At 64.2% G+C, this 18711-nt stretch carries 18 protein-coding genes; 9 read left to right on the forward strand and 9 right to left on the reverse strand.

Translation table 11 applies throughout. The features are described from left to right. Nucleotides 1-4: 4 nt before the first annotated feature. Nucleotides 5-823, reverse strand: a complete 819-nt coding sequence (locus LLJ08_RS19460) for a helix-turn-helix domain-containing protein (protein WP_228207738.1) — start codon at nt 821-823, stop codon at nt 5-7. Nucleotides 824-992: 169 nt separating this feature from the next. On the opposite strand from LLJ08_RS19460, the gene LLJ08_RS19465 reads away from it, so the two are divergent. From LLJ08_RS19465 to LLJ08_RS19475, 3 genes are all read left to right on the forward strand, one after another. Next, entirely contained in the window at nt 993-2414 is a 1422-nt protein-coding gene (locus LLJ08_RS19465; protein WP_228207739.1) for an alanine/glycine:cation symporter family protein, read from the forward strand. A gap of 102 nt (nt 2415-2516) precedes the next feature. After that, the gene (locus tag LLJ08_RS19470; RefSeq protein ID WP_228207740.1) at nt 2517-3500 is read left to right on the forward strand and encodes an asparaginase; all 984 of its coding nucleotides are present in this window, start codon (nt 2517-2519) and stop codon (nt 3498-3500) included. A gap of 121 nt (nt 3501-3621) precedes the next feature. Further along, the gene (locus tag LLJ08_RS19475; RefSeq protein ID WP_044313961.1) at nt 3622-4431 is read left to right on the forward strand and encodes a substrate-binding periplasmic protein; all 810 of its coding nucleotides are present in this window, start codon (nt 3622-3624) and stop codon (nt 4429-4431) included. Between the two features lie 41 nt (nt 4432-4472). Here the strand turns inward: LLJ08_RS19475 and LLJ08_RS19480 are convergent, their stop codons facing one another. The 6 genes from LLJ08_RS19480 to LLJ08_RS19505 form a co-directional block, all read right to left on the reverse strand. Next, nucleotides 4473-5171 carry a carbonic anhydrase gene (locus LLJ08_RS19480; RefSeq protein ID WP_014822032.1) on the reverse strand — a complete coding sequence of 233 codons (699 nt, stop codon included), beginning with the start codon at nt 5169-5171 and terminating at the stop codon, nt 4473-4475. A 52-nt stretch (nt 5172-5223) separates the two neighbouring features. Further along, nucleotides 5224-6132 (reverse strand): glutaminase B, encoded by a 909-nt coding sequence (glsB, locus tag LLJ08_RS19485; RefSeq protein ID WP_228207741.1) that lies wholly within the window; start codon nt 6130-6132, stop codon nt 5224-5226. 66 nt (nt 6133-6198) lie between these two features. Beyond that, nucleotides 6199-6501 (reverse strand): P-II family nitrogen regulator, encoded by a 303-nt coding sequence (locus LLJ08_RS19490; RefSeq protein ID WP_014822034.1) that lies wholly within the window; start codon nt 6499-6501, stop codon nt 6199-6201. 1 nt (nt 6502) lies between these two features. After that, on the reverse strand, nt 6503-7444 hold the full coding sequence (locus LLJ08_RS19495; protein ID WP_042922987.1) for a sodium-dependent bicarbonate transport family permease: 942 nt from the start codon (nt 7442-7444) through the stop codon (nt 6503-6505). 199 nt (nt 7445-7643) lie between these two features. Next, entirely contained in the window at nt 7644-9461 is a 1818-nt protein-coding gene (gene oadA / locus LLJ08_RS19500; RefSeq protein ID WP_041015386.1) for a sodium-extruding oxaloacetate decarboxylase subunit alpha, read from the reverse strand. A 10-nt stretch (nt 9462-9471) separates the two neighbouring features. Then, the gene (locus LLJ08_RS19505) at nt 9472-10887 is read right to left on the reverse strand and encodes an acetyl-CoA carboxylase biotin carboxylase subunit (RefSeq protein ID WP_014822037.1); all 1416 of its coding nucleotides are present in this window, start codon (nt 10885-10887) and stop codon (nt 9472-9474) included. A gap of 239 nt (nt 10888-11126) precedes the next feature. On the opposite strand from LLJ08_RS19505, the gene LLJ08_RS19510 reads away from it, so the two are divergent. Beyond that, a complete protein-coding gene (locus tag LLJ08_RS19510; RefSeq protein WP_046618086.1) occupies nt 11127-12086 on the forward strand; it encodes a LysR family transcriptional regulator in 960 nt (319 codons plus the stop codon). Here LLJ08_RS19510 and LLJ08_RS19515 read toward each other — a convergent pair. Both LLJ08_RS19515 and hexR read right to left on the reverse strand, forming a co-directional pair. After that, entirely contained in the window at nt 12031-12243 is a 213-nt protein-coding gene (locus LLJ08_RS19515; RefSeq protein ID WP_041754611.1) for a PA3496 family putative envelope integrity protein, read from the reverse strand. The genes LLJ08_RS19510 and LLJ08_RS19515 overlap by 56 nt on opposite strands. Before the next feature lie 101 nt (nt 12244-12344). Then, the gene (gene hexR / locus LLJ08_RS19520) at nt 12345-13211 is read right to left on the reverse strand and encodes a transcriptional regulator HexR (protein WP_014822039.1); all 867 of its coding nucleotides are present in this window, start codon (nt 13209-13211) and stop codon (nt 12345-12347) included. A gap of 142 nt (nt 13212-13353) precedes the next feature. Between hexR and zwf the strand changes: the two genes are divergently transcribed. From zwf to thpD, 5 genes are all read left to right on the forward strand, one after another. After that, on the forward strand, nt 13354-14796 hold the full coding sequence (gene zwf, locus LLJ08_RS19525; protein WP_031297446.1) for a glucose-6-phosphate dehydrogenase: 1443 nt from the start codon (nt 13354-13356) through the stop codon (nt 14794-14796). A gap of 629 nt (nt 14797-15425) precedes the next feature. Then, entirely contained in the window at nt 15426-15941 is a 516-nt protein-coding gene (gene ectA / locus LLJ08_RS19530; protein WP_003297792.1) for a diaminobutyrate acetyltransferase, read from the forward strand. Next, a complete protein-coding gene (gene ectB / locus LLJ08_RS19535) occupies nt 15938-17215 on the forward strand; it encodes a diaminobutyrate--2-oxoglutarate transaminase (RefSeq protein WP_228207742.1) in 1278 nt (425 codons plus the stop codon). Before ectA ends, ectB begins: the two co-directional genes overlap by 4 nt. 10 nt (nt 17216-17225) lie before the next feature. Continuing rightward, complete coding sequence (locus tag LLJ08_RS19540; protein ID WP_003297794.1) at nt 17226-17627, forward strand: ectoine synthase; 402 nt, start codon at nt 17226-17228, stop codon at nt 17625-17627. Nucleotides 17628-17695: 68 nt separating this feature from the next. Then, the gene (thpD, locus tag LLJ08_RS19545; RefSeq protein ID WP_045666734.1) at nt 17696-18604 is read left to right on the forward strand and encodes an ectoine hydroxylase; all 909 of its coding nucleotides are present in this window, start codon (nt 17696-17698) and stop codon (nt 18602-18604) included. Nucleotides 18605-18711: the final 107 nt, after the last annotated feature.

Raw genomic sequence — 18711 nt, forward strand, 5'->3', positions numbered from 1 at the left:
GCCTTCACTCGATGCCGAACAGCCCGTTCTCCACATGCGGCGTCGCCAGGCGCTCGCGGATGTCCAGGTCGATGCGCGGGTCGTCCGGGCTGTAGAGCATCACCTGGCGATAGGCGCTGACACGGTTGATCTCGCGGCCCAGGTATTCCCACACCACCGAGGTGCACGCTGGCGTGCGGCGGTCGCCCGAAGAGACGCCGGTCTTCATTCCGTTAAGACGGGTGATGCGGCTCTTGAAGCTGGGAATGAGGATGGTCTGGCTCATCTCGTTGAGCGTCAGCGATTCGTAGTCGATCAGGAACAGCCGGTCCTGCAGGCCGAACGCCGCGCCGAGGTAGCGGCAGCGTACCCAGTCCTCGGCGTGGCCGAGGGTAGGGCTGGCGCGTTCCTGGCGCTCCTGACGCTCGAAGAGGTAGAGGCCGTTTTCCTCGCGCAGATGCACCAGCGAGATGAGGATGCTGCCCGGCACCGACATGCAGTTGGCGTACTCGAAATAGTAGCCGCAGTAGCGCGACAGGCTGGTGGCGTGCTCGCGCAACGGCTGCAGCAGGGCCAGCAGCGGATCGGTCCGCGGCAGCGCCTGGGCTTCCGGATGGCGCGCCCCGACCAGCCGGGCGAACTGCTCGGGCGGCATTTCCAGCTCGTAGCCCTCGACGCCGAAGAAGTCGCCGATGCGTTTGAGGTTGAACGGCGTGGGACGGCTCTGCCCGCCCAGGTACTTGTTGAACTGCGCCCGATTGATGGCCAGCTTGCGGCACACCTCGGCAATCGAGCGGTAGTGACTGCAGAGCAACTTCAGGTTTTCGGCGAGGTGGGAGGTCATGGGATGCCCTGACGGTTGGCGCGAGTGTCGCCATTCTAGCATCAGGTCGCGTCACATCGCGGCCACCTGCGAAATTGTCCTGTCGTCGCTACTGTTGAAACATCCCCCGCTTGCACGGCGCAGCGGCGCGCGCCGGCACCCTAACAACGACAACAAGGTGAACATTGCCATGCTCGACCTTCTGAATGACCTCATTTGGAGCAAGCTGCTGATCGTCATGCTGATCGGCCTCGGTCTGCTCTTCACGATTCGCTCCGGCTTCGTCCAGTTCCGTTATTTCGGCAACATGTTCAGCATCTTCGGCCACGCCTTCGAGCGTCAGCCGGGACAGCTCTCTTCCTTCCAGGCCCTGATGCTCTCGGTCGCCGGCCGCGTCGGCGCCGGCAACATCGCCGGCGTCTCGGTGGCAATCATGCTCGGCGGCCCGGGCGCGATCTTCTGGATGTGGGTGGTGGCGCTGGTGGGCATGGCGACCAGCTACTTCGAGTGCTCGCTGGCGCAGCTGTACAAGCGTCGCGAGCCGGACGGCACCTACCGCGGCGGCCCGGCCTTCTACATTCAGCACGGACTCGGCCAGCGCTGGCTGGGCATCGTCGTCTCGATCCTGCTGCTGATGACCTTCGGCTTCGGTTTCAACGCCGTGCAGTCGTTCACCGTCGCCAGCTCGCTGCATGACACCTTTGGCGTGCCGACCGTGGCCAGCGGCATCGCGCTGACGCTGGTCATTGCCGGCATCATCTTCGGCGGCATCCGCCGTATCGCCAAGTGGGCCGACGTACTGGTGCCGGTCATGGCCTTCTCCTACCTGGGCATGGCGCTGTTCGTCATCGGCAGCAACTTCGGTGCCGTACCGGAAACCTTCGGCCTGATCTTCCGCAGCGCCTTCGGTCTGGAGCAAGCCTTCGCCGGCGGCATCGGCGCGGCGATCCTGATGGGCGTCAAGCGTGGCCTGTTCTCCAACGAGGCAGGCCTGGGCAGTGCGCCAAACGTCGCCGCGGTCGCCGAGGTCAAGCACCCGGTGGCGCAGGGCATCGTGCAGTCGCTCTCGGTGTTCATCGACACCATCATCCTGTGCAGCTGCACGGCGCTGATCATCCTGCTCTCGGGCGTCTACGAGCCGGGTATGGACCAGGCCGGTGTGGTGCTGACGCAGAACGCCATGGCCGCCGTCGTCGGCGAGTGGGGTCGGGTGTTCGTCAGCGTCGCGCTGCTGCTGTTCGTCTTCACCACGCTGATCTACAACTACTACCTGGGTGAGAACGCGCTGGGCTTCTTCACCGAGAAGCGCATGCCGGTGGTGATCTATCGCATCCTCGTGGTCATCCTTGTGCTCTGGGGTTCGGTGCAGGATCTGGGCACCGTGTTTGCCTTCGCCGACGTGACCATGGGTCTGCTGGCCATCGCCAACCTGATCGCCGTGGCCCTGCTGTTCAAGGTCGGCCTGCGCCTGATGCGCGACTACGACCGCCAGATCCGCGCCGGCATCGAGCAACCCGTGCTCGATCCGAAGGACTTCGCCGACCTGGATCTCGACCCGGCCGTGTGGAAGGCGAACATGCCCGCCACACCCTACACCACCGAGCGCCGCTAAGCGCTCCGACGCGACCGGCCAGCCCTCTGCGCAACCGCGCACGGGGCTGGCCCCATCCGCCTGTATTCCTGATGGCCTGCGCCGAACGAGCGAGGAGCGCGTGTGAATCAATCAATCGAACGCCTGCTGGTGCTCTACACCGGTGGCACCATCGGCATGCAACAGAGCGCCGCCGGGTTGATGCCAGCCTCCGGCTTCGAAGCTCGCCTGCACGCGCAGCAGGCGCTGGAAGCCGGGCCGCTGCCGAGCTGGACCTTCCGCGAACTGCAACCGCTGCTGGACAGCGCCAACATGCAGCCGGCCCATTGGCTGCAGATGGCGACTGCCATCCGCGAGGCCGTGGCGCAGGGGGATTGCGATGCGGTGCTGCTGCTACATGGCACCGATACCCTGGCCTACAGCGCGGCGGCGCTGTCATTCCTGCTGCTCGATCTTGAGATACCGGTGCTGCTCACCGGCGCCATGCTGCCCGCGGGAAGCGAGGGCAGCGATGCCTGGCCCAACCTGTTCGGCGCCATGCGCGCGCTGCAGGCCGGTCAGGTGCAAGGCGTGCAACTGTTCTTCAACGGCGTGCTGCTGCACGGCGCGCGGGTCAGCAAGCTGCGCAGCGATGCCTTCGACGCCTTTGCCGAGGCGCCTCGCAAACGCCAGGCCGAAGCAAGCAAAGATCGCCCACCGGCACTGCTGCCACAGCGCCCGGCAGAGGTCGCGATATTGCCGTTGTACCCCGGCGTCGGCGCCGCGCAGGTCCGGGCACTGGTCGCCAGCGGCGCTCAGGCGCTACTGCTCGAGTGCTATGGCAGCGGCACCGGGCCGGCGGACGACGTCCCGTTCATCGAAGCGCTGCGCCAGGCGCATCGACAGGGCGTGGTGCTGGCGGCGATCAGCCAGTGCCCGGGCGGCCATGTCGATTTCGACGTCTATGCCACCGGCAGCGGCCTGCGCGATGCCGGTCTGGTCTCCGGCGGCGGCATGACCCGTGAAGCGGCGCTGGGCAAGTTGTTCGCCCTGCTCGCCGCCGGGCTCGACCATGCCGAGGTGGAACACTGGTTCTGCCGCGACCTCTGCGGCGAAATGGCCGACTGAAAACGACACCGGCAAAAATGCGCGCTGCCCCGCAGGGCAGCGCAGCCGGCTGGCGATGTGCCTGCAGCACCGCTACCCTTGCTCACGCCAACAACAAGAAAAGCGTCAAGGAGCCGATGCCATGGCCAGATCCCGAACTGCCGGGGCGCTGTTCGCCCTGCTCATCAGCGCTGCATGTGCCGCCCAGGCCGAACTGCCTGCCAACTATCAGATCACTCTGCAAACCGACAGCTTCCCGCCATTCAACATGGGCCCCAACAGCAAGGGCTTCGCCCGCGGCGACGATGTGCAGGGCATCGATGCCGACACCGTGCGAGACATCTTTCGCCGCGCCGGCATCGCCTACAACATGACCCTGCGCGGCCCCTGGAGCCGGCTCTACGAGCAGACCCGGCAGCAGCCCGCCCACGGCCTGTTCTCGGTGGCGCGCACGCCGCAGAACGCCGGTCAGTTCAAGTGGGTCGGGCCGCTGGCCCATCACGCCAGCGTGCTGCTGGCGCCGGCCGACAGTGGCCTGAAGTTCGACAGCCTGGAGCAGGCGCAGGGCTACCAGATCGGCGGCCACGCCAACGGCAGCGTCAGCCTGTTCCTGGAAAGCCAGGGCATCGCCACCAGCAACAGCCTCAACGACGCCGAAAACCTGCGCAAACTGCTGACCGGGCGCATCGACCTGTGGGCGGTGGCCGACCCGGTGTGGCGTCATTACGCGCGGCTGCAGGGCGTCGACGAGAGCCAGCTGCGCATCGCGCTGAGCTATCGCAGCGAACCGCTGTATCTGGCACTGAGCCCTGATACGCCGGACGAAGTGGTCAATCGTCTGCAGAAGGCGCTCGAGGAAGTGATCGCCGAAGGCTACGCCGGCTGCAGCAAGACCCCTGACCTGTGCTACCTGATTCAGGAGCGCGGCACGACGCTGGCCGGTGGTCGCTGACCCCGCGCCTCGTCAGCAGACCGAAACCGCCCGGAAGCGCTTCAGCTCACCTGGTAGCGCGCCCGCGGCGTGGCCATCGGCAGCGGGCCGTCGCCGACCAGGCGGAACTCGCCCTTCTCGGCATCGTAGGCGCGGATTTCGCTGGTCCCTATGTTGTACACCCAGCCGTGGATGAACAGTTGACCGCTGGCCAGCCGCGCTGCCACCGAGGGATGCGTGCGCAGGTGGTCGAGCTGCGCCACCACGTTCTCCTCGGTAAGGATGCCAAGGGTGTTGTGGTCGGCGCAGCCACAGTTCTGCTCGACGACGATCTTCGCCACCTCGGCATGCCGCAGCCAGCCCTTTACCGTCGGCATGCGTTCCAGCTGAGCCGGGTTGAGCACCGCCTTCATCGCGCCGCAGTCGGAGTGGCCGCAGACGATGATGTGCTGCACGCCGAGCGCCATCACGGCGAACTCAATGGCGGTCGACACGCCACCGTTCATCTGCCCGTAGGGCGGCACCACGTTGCCGACGTTGCGGGTGACGAACAGGTCGCCGGGCGAACTCTGGGTGATCAGCTCGGGGATGATCCGCGAGTCGGCGCAGGTGATGAACATCGCCCGTGGCGTCTGCTCGTAGGCGAGCTTCTCGAACAGCTCGCGCTGCTCGGGATAGACCTCTTCGCGGAAGCGCTTGACGCCCGAGACGATGTGTTCGAGGGCCTCCTGGGCGGTTTCGCTCTTCTTGCCGTCATTCATGCTTGGTTCTCTCCAGAGGAATTCGAAGGGTAGGCGCCGCCGCGACGGCGCGTCAGAAGATGGACCAGCCGATACGCTGCGACAGCGCTTCGAGGGCGGCCATGCCGATCAGCGAATTGCCCGCGACGTTGAGCTCCGGCGACCAGACGCAGACGGTGAAGCGGCCCGGCACCACCGCGACGATGCCGCCGCCCACCCCGCTCTTGCCGGGCAGGCCGACGCGATAGGCGAAGTTGCCCGCCTCGTCGTACAGGCCGCTGGTGGCCATGATCGCGTTGACCTGCTTGGCCTGGCGCGGCGCCAGCACCGTCTCGCCGCTTTGCGGACAGGCACCATCGCGGGCGAGAAAGGCGAACGCGCGGGCCAGGTCGACGCAGTTCATGCGCAGCGCACAGTGATGAAAATAGCTGCGTAATACCGCTTCGACATCGTTGTGGAAGTTGCCGAAGGCCTGCATCAGGTAAGCCATGGCCGCATTGCGCGCGCGGTGCTGATATTCGGATTCGGCGACGCGGGTGTCGGAGACGATCTGCCGGTTGCCGGACAGGTGCCGGACGAAATCACGCATCGACAGCTCCGGGGTGGCGAAGCGCGACTGGTTGACGTCGCAGATTACCAGCGCCCCGGCGTTGATGAACGGGTTGCGCGGGCGGCCGCGTTCGAACTCGAGCTGCACCAGTGAATTGAACGGCTGCCCCGAAGGCTCGTGGCCTAGCCGCTCCCATAACGACTCGCCGCGATGGGCGATGGCCTGCACCAGGCTGAACACTTTCGAAATGCTCTGGATCGAGAACGGCGTCTGCGCGTCGCCGGCTTCGAAAATCTCGCCCTCGGCACTGCACACGGCAATACCCAACTGGTTGGGCGGCACGTCGGCCAGCGCCGGGATGTAACTGGCCACGCGACCTTGCCCGAGCAGCGGGCGTACATCGTCGAGAATTTCCTGCAGCAGGGCGTGCATCGAAGGCTCCATCGGTCCTGAGTCCAGGGTGGACGCCCGCCGGCCGAGGGGCATCACAGCGCGCGGTCAGAACTTCTCGGGCCGCAGCACTTCCACCTCGGCCAGATAGCAGACCATGGCGAAGTTTTCGTAGTAGCGCGCCTGCAGGTGCTCGGCGATACGCTCGGCGATCTCGCGGCTGCAGATCACCTCCAGGCGGATATTGCCGTCGGTATCCCAGCCGGCGCTGCGCACCCCGCGGCTGCCGCTGCCACGGGCGTCCGACAGGGTCCAGCCCGGAGCGCCCAGGTTTTTCAGGTCGGCTTCCAGCTTGTGTTCCAGCGCTGCCTCGCAGATCACGGTCAGCAGCGTACGATTGTGCGCGTTCATCTCAGAACCCCCAGGCGATCAGCCGCTCGGCCAGGGCCAGGTAGAGCGGAATGCCGATCAGGATGTTGAACGGAAAGGTGATGCCCAGCGACGCGGTCAGCGACAGCGACGGATTGGCTTCCGGTACCGCCAGGCGCATCGCCGCTGGCACCGCAATGTACGAGGCACTCGCCGCCAGCGTGGCGAGCATCGCCGTACCGCCCAGCGACAGGCCCATGAAGCGCGCCAGCAGGGCGCCGATCAGCGCACCGATCAGCGGCATCAGCAGCGCAAAGGCAGCGAGCTTGAAGCCGTAGCGCTTGAGCGAGCCGAGCTGGCCGGAGGCGATCAGGCCCATCTCCAGCAGGAAGAACGCCAGCACCGGTTTGAACATGCTGGTGTACAGCGGTTCGAGCGGTTTGATGGCCTCCTTGCCGGCGATCGCACCGATCAGCAGGCCACCAAGCAGCAGCATGATGCTCTTGCCAAGAAAGATCTCGCGGCCCAGTTCCTTCCAGTCGGTATCGCGCGACACGCCCTTGGCCAGCAGAATGCCGACCAGGATCGCCGGGATTTCGAGGATCGCCACGAACAGCGGCATGTAGCTTTCGAAGAAGATTTCCCGCGCCGCCAGATAGGCCACCACCACAGCGAAGGTACCGGCGCTCACCGAACCGTAGTGCGCCGCCACCGCCGCCGCGTTGACCCGGTCGAAGCGCAACCCGCGCAGCAGGATGAAGGCCAGGATCGGCAGCAACACGCCCAGCCCCAGCACCAGCAGCGACTGGCCCAGAAGCGCCGCACTGGCCTGTTCGGCCAGCTCCACACCACCGTGCAGACCGATCGCCAGCAGCAGGATGATCGACAGCGTCTCGTAGAGCGCCGGCGGCAGCTTCAACTCGCTCTTCACCAGGCCCGCAAACAGGCCGAACACGAAGAACAGCACTACTGGGTCGATACCCATCTACAGTCTCCACAGCTTGGATAATGGACCGATCCCTGGCAGGCATTGGCTCGAAAAAAAGGAGCCGCAAGGGCTCCCAAAGGGGACACACTGCCCGCGCTGTCCGTTCCGCTGGCTGCCGCGCATGCTTGCGCAGCGCGGCCAAAACAGTCGAAACGACGCTGGCGTGGCGTGATCAGACCGCCACGCCACCCTTCACTCAGCCCTCGATCTCTATCAAGACATCGCCCGGGTTCACCCGGTCACCTTTGGCGACATGCACGGCCTTGACCGTACCGCTCATGGGCGCCTGAATCTCGGTTTCCATCTTCATCGCTTCGCTGATCAGTACGGCCTGGCCAGCCTTGACCACGTCGCCTTCCTTGACCAGCACGTCGACCACGTTGCCCGGCATGCTGGTGCTGACGTCGCCCGGACCGCTGGCCTGCTTGCGCTGGCTGCCGCCGCTGCCGCCGACGAAGTTGTTCAATGGCTCGAACACCACCTCTTCCGGCATGCCGTCGATGGAAAGGAAGAAGTGCCGCTTGCCTTCGCCCTTGACGCCGACACCGGTGATATCCACGCGGTAGGTTTCGCCATGCACGTCGATGACGAACTCGGTCGGCACGCCCTGCCCGCCTGCAGCGGTCGCGGTGCTGCCGTCAGGGATCGGCAGCAGTGTTTCCGGTACCAGCGTACCGGCCTCACGCTCCTCGAGGAACTTGCGGCCGATGTCGGGGAACATGGCGTAGGTCAGCACGTCTTCTTCGGATTTGGCCAGCGCACCGACTTCCTGGCGCAGCTTGTCCAGCTCCGGCTTGATCAGGTCGGCCGGGCGCACGTCGATGATCTCTTCACCGCCAATGGCCTGGCGCTGCAGCTTGGCGTCGATGGTGCCCGGCGCCTTGCCGTAGCGGCCCTGCAGGTAGAGCTTCACCTCGTTGGTAATGGTCTTGTAGCGTTCGCCGGCGAGCACGTTGAAGAACGCCTGGGTGCCGACGATCTGCGAGGTCGGGGTTACCAGCGGCGGGTAGCCGAGGTCCTTGCGCACGCGCGGAATCTCGGCGAGCACTTCATCCATGCGGTTGAGCGCACCCTGCTCCTTCAGCTGGTTGGCCAGGTTGGAAATCATCCCGCCCGGCACCTGGTTGACCTGCACACGGGTATCGACGCCGGTGAATTCGCTTTCGAACTGGTGGTACTTCTTGCGCACCGCGTAGAAGTACAGGCCGATCTCCTGCAGCAGCTCCAGATCGAGACCGGTGTCGTAAGGCGTGCCACGCAACGCGGCAACCATGGATTCGGTGCCGGGATGACTGGTGCCCCAGGCCATGGAGGAAATGGCGGTGTCGATGTGGTCGGCGCCGTTCTCGATGGCTTTCAACTGGCACATGCTGGCGACGCCAGCCGTGTCGTGGGAGTGAATGAACACCGGCAGGTCGATCTCGGCCTTCAGCGCGCGCACCAGCTCGCCGGTGGCGAACGGCGTGAGCAGGCCGGCCATGTCCTTGATGGCGATGGAATCGACGCCCATGTCGCGCATCGCCCGACCCTGCTCGACGAACAACTCGACGGTATGCACCGGGCTGGTGGTGTAGGCGATGGTGCCCTGGGCGTGCTTGCCGGTCTTCTTCACGGCCTTGATCGCGGTTTCCAGGTTTCGCACGTCGTTCATAGCGTCGAAGATGCGGAACACGTCGATGCCGTTCTGCGCCGCCTTGGCGCAGAACGCTTCGACCACATCATCGCTGTAATGGCGGTAGCCGAGCAGGTTCTGCCCGCGCAGCAGCATCTGTAGTCGGGTGTTGGGCAGCGCCGCCTTGAGCTGGCGCAGGCGCTCCCAGGGGTCTTCCTTGAGGAAGCGTACGCAGGCGTCGAACGTGGCGCCGCCCCAGACTTCCAGCGACCAGTAGCCGACACGGTCGAGCTTTTCGCAGATCGGCAGCATGTCTTCAGTGCGCATGCGGGTGGCCAGCAGCGACTGATGGGCGTCACGCAGGATGGTGTCGGTAACGGTGATTTTCTTCTGAGCAGTCATGGTTCGTTCCTCACAGTCCTGCGTGGGCGGCGATGGCGGCAGCGATGGCCAGGGCCAGCTCGCCCGGCTTGCGTTTGATCGAGTAGTTCAGCAGTTCCGGGTGGTTCTCGACGAAGCTGGTGTTGAACTGGCCGCTGCGGAAATCCGGACTGGCGAGAATCTGCTGGTAATAGGTGGCGGTGGTCTTCACGCCCTGTACGCGCATGTCGTCCAGCGCTCGCGAACCACGGGCCAGTGCCTCTTCCCAGGTCAGCGCCCAGACGATCAGCTTCAGGCACATGGAGTCGTAATACGGCGGAATGGTGTAGCCGGTATAGATCGCCGTGTCGGTGCGCACACCGGGGCCGCCCGGCGCGTAATAGCGGGTGATCTTGCCGAAGCAGGGCAGGAAGTCGTTGCGCGGCTCCTCGGCGTTGATGCGGAACTGCAGGGCGAAGCCGCGATACTGGATGTCCTCCTGCTTGACCGACAGCGGCTGGCCGGAGGCGATGCGGATCTGCTCGCGGACGATGTCGATGCCGGTGATTTCCTCGGTGATGGTGTGTTCCACCTGCACCCGGGTGTTCATTTCCATGAAGTACACCTCGCCATCGGCGAGCAGGAACTCCACGGTGCCGGCGTTCTCGTAACCCACCGCCTTGGCCGCACGCACGGCCAGGTCGCCGATATAGGCGCGCTGCTCGGGGGTGAGCTGCGGGCTCGGGGCGATCTCGATGAGTTTCTGGTTGCGGCGCTGGATCGAGCAGTCGCGCTCGAACAGGTGCACGGTATTGCCAAACGAATCGGCGAGGATCTGCGCCTCGATATGCTTGGGTTCGACGATGCACTTTTCCAGGAATACTTCAGCGCTGCCGAAGGCCTTGGTCGCTTCGGAAATCACTCGCGGAAAGGCCGATTCCAGCTCTGCCTGCGAGTTGCAGCGACGAATGCCGCGGCCGCCACCACCGGAGGTGGCCTTGAGCATCACCGGATAGCCGATACGCTCGGCTTCGCGCAGCGCCTCGGCAAGATCGGCGACGTTGCCCTCGGTGCCCGGCGTGACCGGCACGCCGGCCTTGATCATGCTGCGCCGCGCTTCGGTCTTGTCGCCCATGCGGCGGATGACTTCGGCGCTGGGGCCTACGAAGCGGATGCCACGTTCGGCGCAGATCTCCGCCAGTTCGGCATTCTCGGAAAGAAATCCATAGCCTGGATGCAGCGCATCGCAGCCGGTTTCCACAGCCAGGTTCACCAGCTTGCGCGGGTTCAGGTAGCCGGCCAGCGGGTCTTCGCCGATGAAATGCGCCTCGTCGGCACGCTTGACGTGCAGCGCGTGGCGGTCGGCTTCGGAGAATACCGCCACCGAGCGGACACCCATTTCGGCACAGGCGCGGACAATGCGCACCGCGATTTCCCCGCGGTTGGCGATCAGCAGCTTCTTGATCACGCTGTCTTCCCTCGGATCGTTGAGCAGGGGACCCGCGTGCGGGTCATGATCACTCGCATTTGCAACGAGCCGTTTCACCCTACGCCCGCTGGGGGGATTACTGAAAATGAATAATTGTTTGCTTGAGAATAAGTAATTACTTATAGATACACCCTGAGCACCATTAATCTGGCCGAACGGTCAGCGCCGCCGGCAACGGTGCAACGGGGTTGCGCTTCAATAATATTGCGGAGAACGTGATGCGAAAATCGTTGATGCGCATGACATTGCGCCAGCTTCAGGTATTTCGCGCAGTGTGCGAAACGCACTCGTATAGCCGCGCCGCCGAGGAAATGGCACTGACCCAGCCCGCCGTCAGTTTGCAGATTCGACAGCTCGAGGAACTGGTCGGTCAACCGCTTTTCGAGTACCTCGGCAAGAAGCTCTACCTGACCGATGCGGCTGAAGCGCTACAGCGCGCCAGTACCGACATCTTCGGTCGCCTGGACAGCCTCGACATGCAGCTCTCGGATCTGCAGGGCTCGCTGCAGGGCCAGCTCAACCTGGCGGTGGAGTCCAGCGCCAAGTACGTCACGCCGCACCTGTTCGCCGCCTTCAAGCGCCTGCACCCTGAGGTCAGCCTGCAACTGGTGGTGGTCAACCATGCCCAGGCGGTCAAGCGCCTGTCGGTGAGCCGTGACGACCTGCTGATCATGTCTCAGGTGCCTACCGACATGGACCTGGAGTTCATGCCCTTCCTGAACAACCCGATCATCGCCGTGGCACCGCCCGACCATCCGCTGTGCAACGCCGCCACGCTGTCCCTGCAGGACCTCACGGACTATCCCCTGCTGGTGCGGGAGCCCGGCTCGGGCACGCGACGGGCCGGCGAGGACTACCTGCGCCAGAAGCGCGCGCATTTCGCCCAGACCATCCAGGTCGCGTCGCTGGATGCGCTGCGCGAATGCGTGGTGGCCGGGCTCGGCCTGGCGCTGCTGCCGCGCCATGCGGTACATCTGGAGCTGGCCAACGGGCTGCTACGCGAGCTGCCGGTCGAGGAGTTGCCGCTGTATCGCAGCTGGTGCGTGGTGCATTCGCGCGGCAAGCGCCTGAGTCCGGTGGCCCAGGCGTTCTTCGCTTTCCTCCGTGAAGAGCGCGCGCAGATCAGTGCGCTGGCGGAGCGCTTCGCCGGCTCGCCGACGACGAGCGCAGCGAGCTGATCACCAGCGCATCGGCGTAGTCGTTCAGCTCGGCATGCAGCTGACGCTGCTCGGTATAGCTTTCGATGGCGCGGCGAAAACGCATGCGCCGCTCATCCTGCTGTTTGCGACGGGACTTGCTGTCGAGCTGGCTACTGTCGTCGGTGTGCCGGAGCATGAGGCGATCTCCCAGAACAGGTAAGGAGAGATCAGCATCGACGTCATGGATGACAACCTGAAGTCAGGGCGATTACGCGACCGTGAAGGTGCAGCGGCGCCTCAGTCGTCGTGCGTCTTGACCTTCTGCGGCGACAGGCGAAGGCTGCGCAGGCTGCGCTTCACGCTCTTGAGGTGATTGACCAGACTCGGTCCGCGCGCCATGGCAACACCCATCGCCAGCACGTCGATCACTACCAGGTGAGCGATACGCGAGGTCAGCGGGGTGTAGATCTCGGTGTCTTCCTGCACGTCGATTGCCAGGTTGATGGTGGCCAGCTCGGCCAGCGGCGTCTGGCTCGGGCACAGGGTGATGAGCGTCGCGCCGGATTCACGCACCACGTTGGCGGTGATCAGCAGATCCTTCGAGCGACCGGACTGCGAGATGCAGATCGCCACGTCGGTGGGCTTGAGCGTCACCGCCGACATGGCCTGCATGTGCGGATCGGAATAGGCGGCAGCTGACAGCAGCAGACGGAAGAACTTGTGCTGGGCGTCGGTGGCCACCGCGCCGGATGCGCCGAAACCGTAGAACTCCACGCGCTCGGCCTTGGCCATGGCAGCGATGGCGCGCTGCAGCGCTTCGGGGTCGAGCCGCTCGCGCACTTCCATCAGCGTGTGCAGCGTGGTGTCGAAGATCTTCAAGGCGAAGTCGGCCACCGAATCGTTCTCGCTGATGGCGAACTGACCGAAGCTGGCGCCAGCCGCCAGGCTCTGCGCCAGTTTGAGCTTGAGATCCTGAAAACCCAGGCAACCGATGGCGCGGCAGAAGCGCACGATGGTGGGTTCGCTGACACCGACCACGTGGGCCAGGTCGGCCATGGAGCTGTGCATCACCGACGCCGGATCGAGCAGGACATGGTCGGCCACTTTCAGCTCCGACTTCCGTAGCAGGCTTCTGGATTGGGCGATGTGCTGCAGCAGATTCACGTTCCGGACTCGCTATGCTCTCGTCTGATGGCTTTGCTCGGGCGCGATCGGCGCCGCTCAGCCGTCAGCGGGTTGTAGTGGGGCGGTAGTTATACTACAAGCCTCGCCACGACGCCCATTTTTTGGCCCTGGGAGAGAATCGATGTCGATATCCTGTGACATGCTCGTGTTCGGCGGGACCGGTGACCTGACGCTGCACAAACTGCTTCCGGCGCTCTACCACCTGCACCGTGACGGGCGCCTGCACGCCGACGTACGGATACTCGCCCTGGCGCGCAAAAAGCTCGACCGCGACGGCTACCTGGCCCTGGCCGAGCGGCATTGCCGCGCGCAGGTCGCCCGCAGCGACTTCAGCCCTGACACCTGGCAGGCCTTTGCCCAGCGCCTGGACTATTTCGCCATGGACGCCAACCAGCGCGGCGACTACGTGCGCCTTGCCCATCACCTCGGTCAGGCCGACGGCCGTGTGCGGGTGTACTACCTGGCGACCGCGCCGGATCTGTTTGAACCCATCGCCGCCAATCTCGAAAGCGCCGGGCTGGCCGGTGACGATGCGCGCATCGTGCTGGAAAAGCCGATCGGCCATTCGCTGGACTCGGCGCTGGAAATCAACGAATCGATCGGCGCCGTGTTCCCTGAGTCGCGGATCTACCGGATCGATCACTACCTGGGCAAGGAAACGGTGCAGAACCTCATGGCGCTGCGCTTCGCCAACGCGCTGTTCGAGCCGATCTGGCGCTCCGGGCATATCGACCACGTGCAGATCACCGTCGCCGAAACCCTCGGCGTGGAGAACCGCGGCGGCTACTACGACAACGCCGGCGCGATGCGCGACATGCTGCAGAACCACCTCCTGCAGCTGCTCTGCCTGGTGGCAATGGAGGCGCCGGTGCGTTTCGATGCCAAGCACATCCGCGGCGAGAAGGTGAAGGTGCTCGAGGCGCTGAAGCCGATCACCGGCAACGACGTGCTGGACAAGACCGTGCGCGGCCAATACGGCGCCGGCCGCATCGGTGGCCACGACGTGCAGGCCTACTACTTCGAGCCGAACATCGACAACGACAGCGACACCGAAACCTTCGTCGCGGTGAAGGCCGAGATCGACAACTGGCGCTGGGCTGGCGTGCCCTTCTACCTGCGCACCGGCAAGCGCATGGCGCGCAAGCGCTCGGAGATCATCATCACCTTCAAACAGGTGCCGCACCTGCTGTTCAGCAAGGGAGAAGTGAACCGCCTGGTGATCAGCCTGCAGCCGGAAGAAAGCATCAGCCTGCAGCTGATGGCCAAGGCACCCGGCAAGGGCATGCAGCTGGAACCGGTGGAGCTGGATCTGAACTTGGCGCACGCCTTCAGCAGCACCCGTCGCTGGGAAGCCTACGAGCGGCTGCTGCTGGATGTGATCGAAGGCGACTCCACGCTGTTCATGCGCCGTGACGAGGTAGAGGCGGCCTGGAACTGGGTCGATCCGATCCTGCGCGGCTGGCACAGCTACTACCGCAAGCCGCGCCCCTATCCGGCCGGCGAGGACGGCCCGGAACAGGCCCATCAATTCATCGAACGCCAGGGTCATCGCTGGTGGCAATGAAGTTGTCTGGCACAACTTTCGACAACTTCGCCACAGGCCCCGCATAACGCGAGATAGAGCGGATCGGCAGACTTTCTGAAATCATCGATCGCGGCCACCACAACTACGCCGAGCAACTTGCTCGGCCGTGGCCATATCGCGCCGACATACAGACGTCACATCAGCGGAATATCATCGGTAGTTCACGCCGCCATTTAGTGCTATTTCCGCGTCGATTCTCAGCCTGATTCTTCCCCGCACACTTACCCGCAGCACACCATGCCCAACAGCGCGTGCATGGCGAACGATTCGGGGAGCGCTCAACCACAGAAAAGCCAGCATTCATGCAGCTTTCAGCTACGTCATGGCCACTCAAGGCGAACTTCTGTGCATCACTGCCATCGAACTTCCCGCGGCAATCCCGAAACTTCCCCGCAACTATCAGCCTTCACCGCCAGCCTGGCGAAATGAAACAGACTGAAACATCCACGGCGCAATCGCCGTAATTACGCGGGATTGAGCGATATATGCAGCGCTCTTAACTTCGCATATTCAGAAGTTCGGGTTGAGAAACTTCTCCGGATATGCCTACCCTAAAAAGGAATTCAATCAACAACCCCAAAGGCATTGTTTTGAGTTTCCCTACCGTAGTGCTCCGTCGCCCAACCGACGGCGACGGTTACAACCTGCATCAGCTGGTGGCGCGCTGCCAGCCCCTCGATACCAATTCGGTCTACTGCAACCTGCTGCAGTGCTCCGATTTCGCCGACACCGCCATCGCCGCAGAGAACGCCCAGGGCGAACTGGTTGGTTTCATCTCGGGTTACCGCCCCCCTGCCCGCCCGGACACTCTGTTCGTCTGGCAGGTCGCCGTCGATAGTTCGATGCGCGGTCAGGGCCTGGCCCTGCGCATGCTGCTGGCGCTGACGGCCCGTGTGGCCCGTGAGCACGACGTGCGCTTCATGGAAACCACCATTTCCCCGGACAACGCGGCGTCGCAGGCACTGTTCAAGCGGGCATTCGACCGGCTGGGTGCCGACTGCACCACGCGCACGCTGTTTTCCCGCGCCGCGCACTTTGGCGGTCAGCACGAGGACGAGGTGCTCTACCGCGCCGGCCCGTTCACCGTTTCCCATCTAGAAGAAGAGCTCAAGGAGCACGCATGAAAACTTTTGAACTGAACGAATCCAAGGTTCGTAGCTACTGCCGTTCCTTCCCCGTGGTCTTCAACCAGGCCCAGGGTGCCGAACTGGTCACCAGGGACGGCAAGCGTTACATCGACTTCCTCGCCGGTGCCGGCACGCTCAACTACGGGCACAACCACCCGGTACTCAAGCAGGCGCTGCTCGAGTACATCCAGAACGACGGCATCACCCATGGCCTGGACATGTACACCGCAGCCAAGGAGCGTTTCCTCGAAACCTTCAACCGCCTGATCCTCGAACCGCGCGGCATGGGCGACTACCGCATGCAGTTCACCGGCCCAACCGGCACCAACGCGGTCGAAGCGGCGATGAAGCTGGCGCGCAAGGTCACCGGGCGCAACAACATCATCAGCTTCACCAACGGCTTCCACGGCTGCAGCATCGGCGCGCTGGCCGCGACCGGCAACCAGCATCACCGCGGCGGCTCCGGCATCAGCCTCACCGATGTCAGCAGGATGCCGTACGCCAACTACTTCGGCGACAAGACCAACACCATCGGCATGATGGACAAGCTGCTCTCCGACCCCTCCAGCGGCATCGACAAGCCCGCCGCGGTGATCGTCGAGGTGGTGCAGGGCGAAGGCGGACTGAACACCGCGTCGACCGAGTGGATGCGCAAGCTCGAGAAGCTCTGCCGCAAGCACGAGATGCTGCTGATCGTCGATGACATCCAGGCCGGTTGCGGCCGCACCGGGACCTTCTTCAGCTTCGAGGAAATGGGCATCCATCCGGACATCGTGACCCTGTCCAAGTCGCTGTCCGGCTATGGCCTGCCATTCGCAATGGTGCTGCTGCGCCCTGAGCTGGACCAGTGGAAGCCGGGCGAGCACAACGGCACCTTCCGCGGCAACAACCATGCGTTCGTCACTGCTGCCGCAGCCGTCGAGCACTTCTGGCAGAACGACGAGTTCGCCAACAGCGTGAAGGCCAAGGGCAAGCGCATCGCCGACGGCATGCAGCGCATCGTCCGCCGCCACGGCCCGGATTCGCTGTTCCTCAAGGGCCGCGGGATGATGATCGGCATCAGCTGCCCGGATGGCGATATCGCCTCCGCCGTCTGCCGTGACGCCTTCGAGAACGGCCTGGTGATCGAAACCAGCGGCGCCCACAGCGAAGTGGTCAAGTGTCTCTGCCCGCTGATCATCAGCGAAGAGCAGATCGACCGCGCACTCGCCATCCTCGACAAGGCCTTCGCCGCCGTGATGAGCGAGCAGACCGAAAACCAAGCTTCCTGAGGTATTTGCAATGATCGTCAGAACCCTCGCCGAGTGCGAGCAGACCGACCGCAAGGTCCACAGCAAGACCGGCACCTGGGACAGCACCCGTCTGTTGCTCAAAGACGACAACATGGGTTTCTCGTTCCACATAACCACCATCTACGCCGGCACCGAGACGCACATCCACTACCAGAACCACCTGGAGTCGGTGTACTGCATGAGCGGCAACGGCGAGATCGAGACCATCGCCGACGGGAAGATCTACAAGATCGAACCCGGCACGCTGTACATCCTCGACAAGCACGACGAGCACCTGCTGCGCGGCGGTAGCGAGGACATGAAGATGGCCTGCGTCTTCAACCCGCCGCTCAACGGCAAGGAAGTACATGACGAGAGCGGCGTCTATCCGCTGGAGGCCGAAACCGTCTGATACCGGTTTACCGGGGCGGCCATGGAGCCGCCCCACCATCACAAGAAAAGGAGGTAAGCGTGAACCCTATGCAAGCCGACCTGTATCCCTCGCGCCAGGAAGACCAGCCCAGCTGGCAGGAACGCCTGGATCCGGTCGTCTACCGCAGCGACCTGGAGAATGCGCCGATAGCGGCGGAGCTGATCGAGCGTTTCGAGCGCGACGGCTACCTGGTCATCCCCAACCTGTTCAGCGCCGACGAAGTGGCGGTATTCCGCGCCGAACTCGAGCGCATGCGCCAGGACCCGGCCGTCGCCGGCTCCGGCAAGACCATCAAGGAACCCGACAGCGGCGCAGTCCGCTCGGTGTTCGACATTCACAGCGACAACGAACTGTTCGCCCGCGTGGCCGCCGATGAGCGCACCGCCGGCATCGCCCGTTACATTCTCGGCGGTGATCTGTACGTGCATCAGTCGCGGATGAACTTCAAGCCCGGCTTCACCGGCAAGGAGTTCTACTGGCACTCGGACTTCGAGACCTGGCACGTCGAGGACGGCATGCCGCGCATGCGTTGCCTGTCCTGCTCGATCCTGCTGACCGACAACGAGCCGCACAACGGCCCGCTGATGCTCATGCCCGGCTCGCACAAGCACTACGTGCGCTGCGTCGGCGCCACGCCGGAGAACCACTACGAGAAGTCCCTGCGCAAGCAGGAGTTCGGTGTACCCGACCAGAACAGCCTGAGCGAGTTGGCCAGCCGCTTCGGCATCGACTGCGCCACCGGCCCCGCCGGCAGCGTGGTGTTCTTCGATTGCAACACCATGCACGGCTCCAACGGCAACATCACACCCAGCGCGCGGAGCAATCTGTTCTACGTCTACAACCACGTGGATAATGCCGTGCAGCCGCCGTTCTGCGAGCAGAAACCCCGCCCGGCCTTCGTCGCCGAGCGTGAGAACTTCAAGCCGCTGGACATTCAGCCGCAACAGTATCTCTGAGGCGATCGGGCGCGTCTGATGACGGGCCCGATCCCCCGGCTTGGCCGATCGCTTATTGGCCCAGGGATGAACTCACTTCCAGCTCGTTGATCGACAGGTGCGCCAGC

It is taken from the genome of Stutzerimonas chloritidismutans, from assembly GCF_020783375.1.
Classification (GTDB): domain Bacteria; phylum Pseudomonadota; class Gammaproteobacteria; order Pseudomonadales; family Pseudomonadaceae; genus Stutzerimonas; species Stutzerimonas kunmingensis.

What these genes read in the sequence shown, in the direction of transcription:
- LLJ08_RS19460 (WP_228207738.1), bottom strand. Translation starts at nt 823, where the DNA reads ATGACCTCCCACCTCGCCGAAAACCTGAAGTTGCTCTGCAGTCACTAC.
- LLJ08_RS19465 (WP_228207739.1), top strand. Translation starts at nt 993, where the DNA reads ATGCTCGACCTTCTGAATGACCTCATTTGGAGCAAGCTGCTGATCGTC.
- LLJ08_RS19475 (WP_044313961.1), top strand. Translation starts at nt 3,622, where the DNA reads ATGGCCAGATCCCGAACTGCCGGGGCGCTGTTCGCCCTGCTCATCAGC.
- LLJ08_RS19480 (WP_014822032.1), bottom strand. Translation starts at nt 5,171, where the DNA reads ATGAATGACGGCAAGAAGAGCGAAACCGCCCAGGAGGCCCTCGAACAC.
- glsB (WP_228207741.1), bottom strand. Translation starts at nt 6,132, where the DNA reads ATGCACGCCCTGCTGCAGGAAATTCTCGACGATGTACGCCCGCTGCTC.
- LLJ08_RS19490 (WP_014822034.1), bottom strand. Translation starts at nt 6,501, where the DNA reads ATGAACGCGCACAATCGTACGCTGCTGACCGTGATCTGCGAGGCAGCG.
- LLJ08_RS19495 (WP_042922987.1), bottom strand. Translation starts at nt 7,444, where the DNA reads ATGGGTATCGACCCAGTAGTGCTGTTCTTCGTGTTCGGCCTGTTTGCG.
- oadA (WP_041015386.1), bottom strand. Translation starts at nt 9,461, where the DNA reads ATGACTGCTCAGAAGAAAATCACCGTTACCGACACCATCCTGCGTGAC.
- LLJ08_RS19510 (WP_046618086.1), top strand. Translation starts at nt 11,127, where the DNA reads ATGCGAAAATCGTTGATGCGCATGACATTGCGCCAGCTTCAGGTATTT.
- LLJ08_RS19515 (WP_041754611.1), bottom strand. Translation starts at nt 12,243, where the DNA reads ATGCTCCGGCACACCGACGACAGTAGCCAGCTCGACAGCAAGTCCCGT.
- zwf (WP_031297446.1), top strand. Translation starts at nt 13,354, where the DNA reads ATGTCGATATCCTGTGACATGCTCGTGTTCGGCGGGACCGGTGACCTG.
- ectB (WP_228207742.1), top strand. Translation starts at nt 15,938, where the DNA reads ATGAAAACTTTTGAACTGAACGAATCCAAGGTTCGTAGCTACTGCCGT.
- LLJ08_RS19540 (WP_003297794.1), top strand. Translation starts at nt 17,226, where the DNA reads ATGATCGTCAGAACCCTCGCCGAGTGCGAGCAGACCGACCGCAAGGTC.
- thpD (WP_045666734.1), top strand. Translation starts at nt 17,696, where the DNA reads ATGCAAGCCGACCTGTATCCCTCGCGCCAGGAAGACCAGCCCAGCTGG.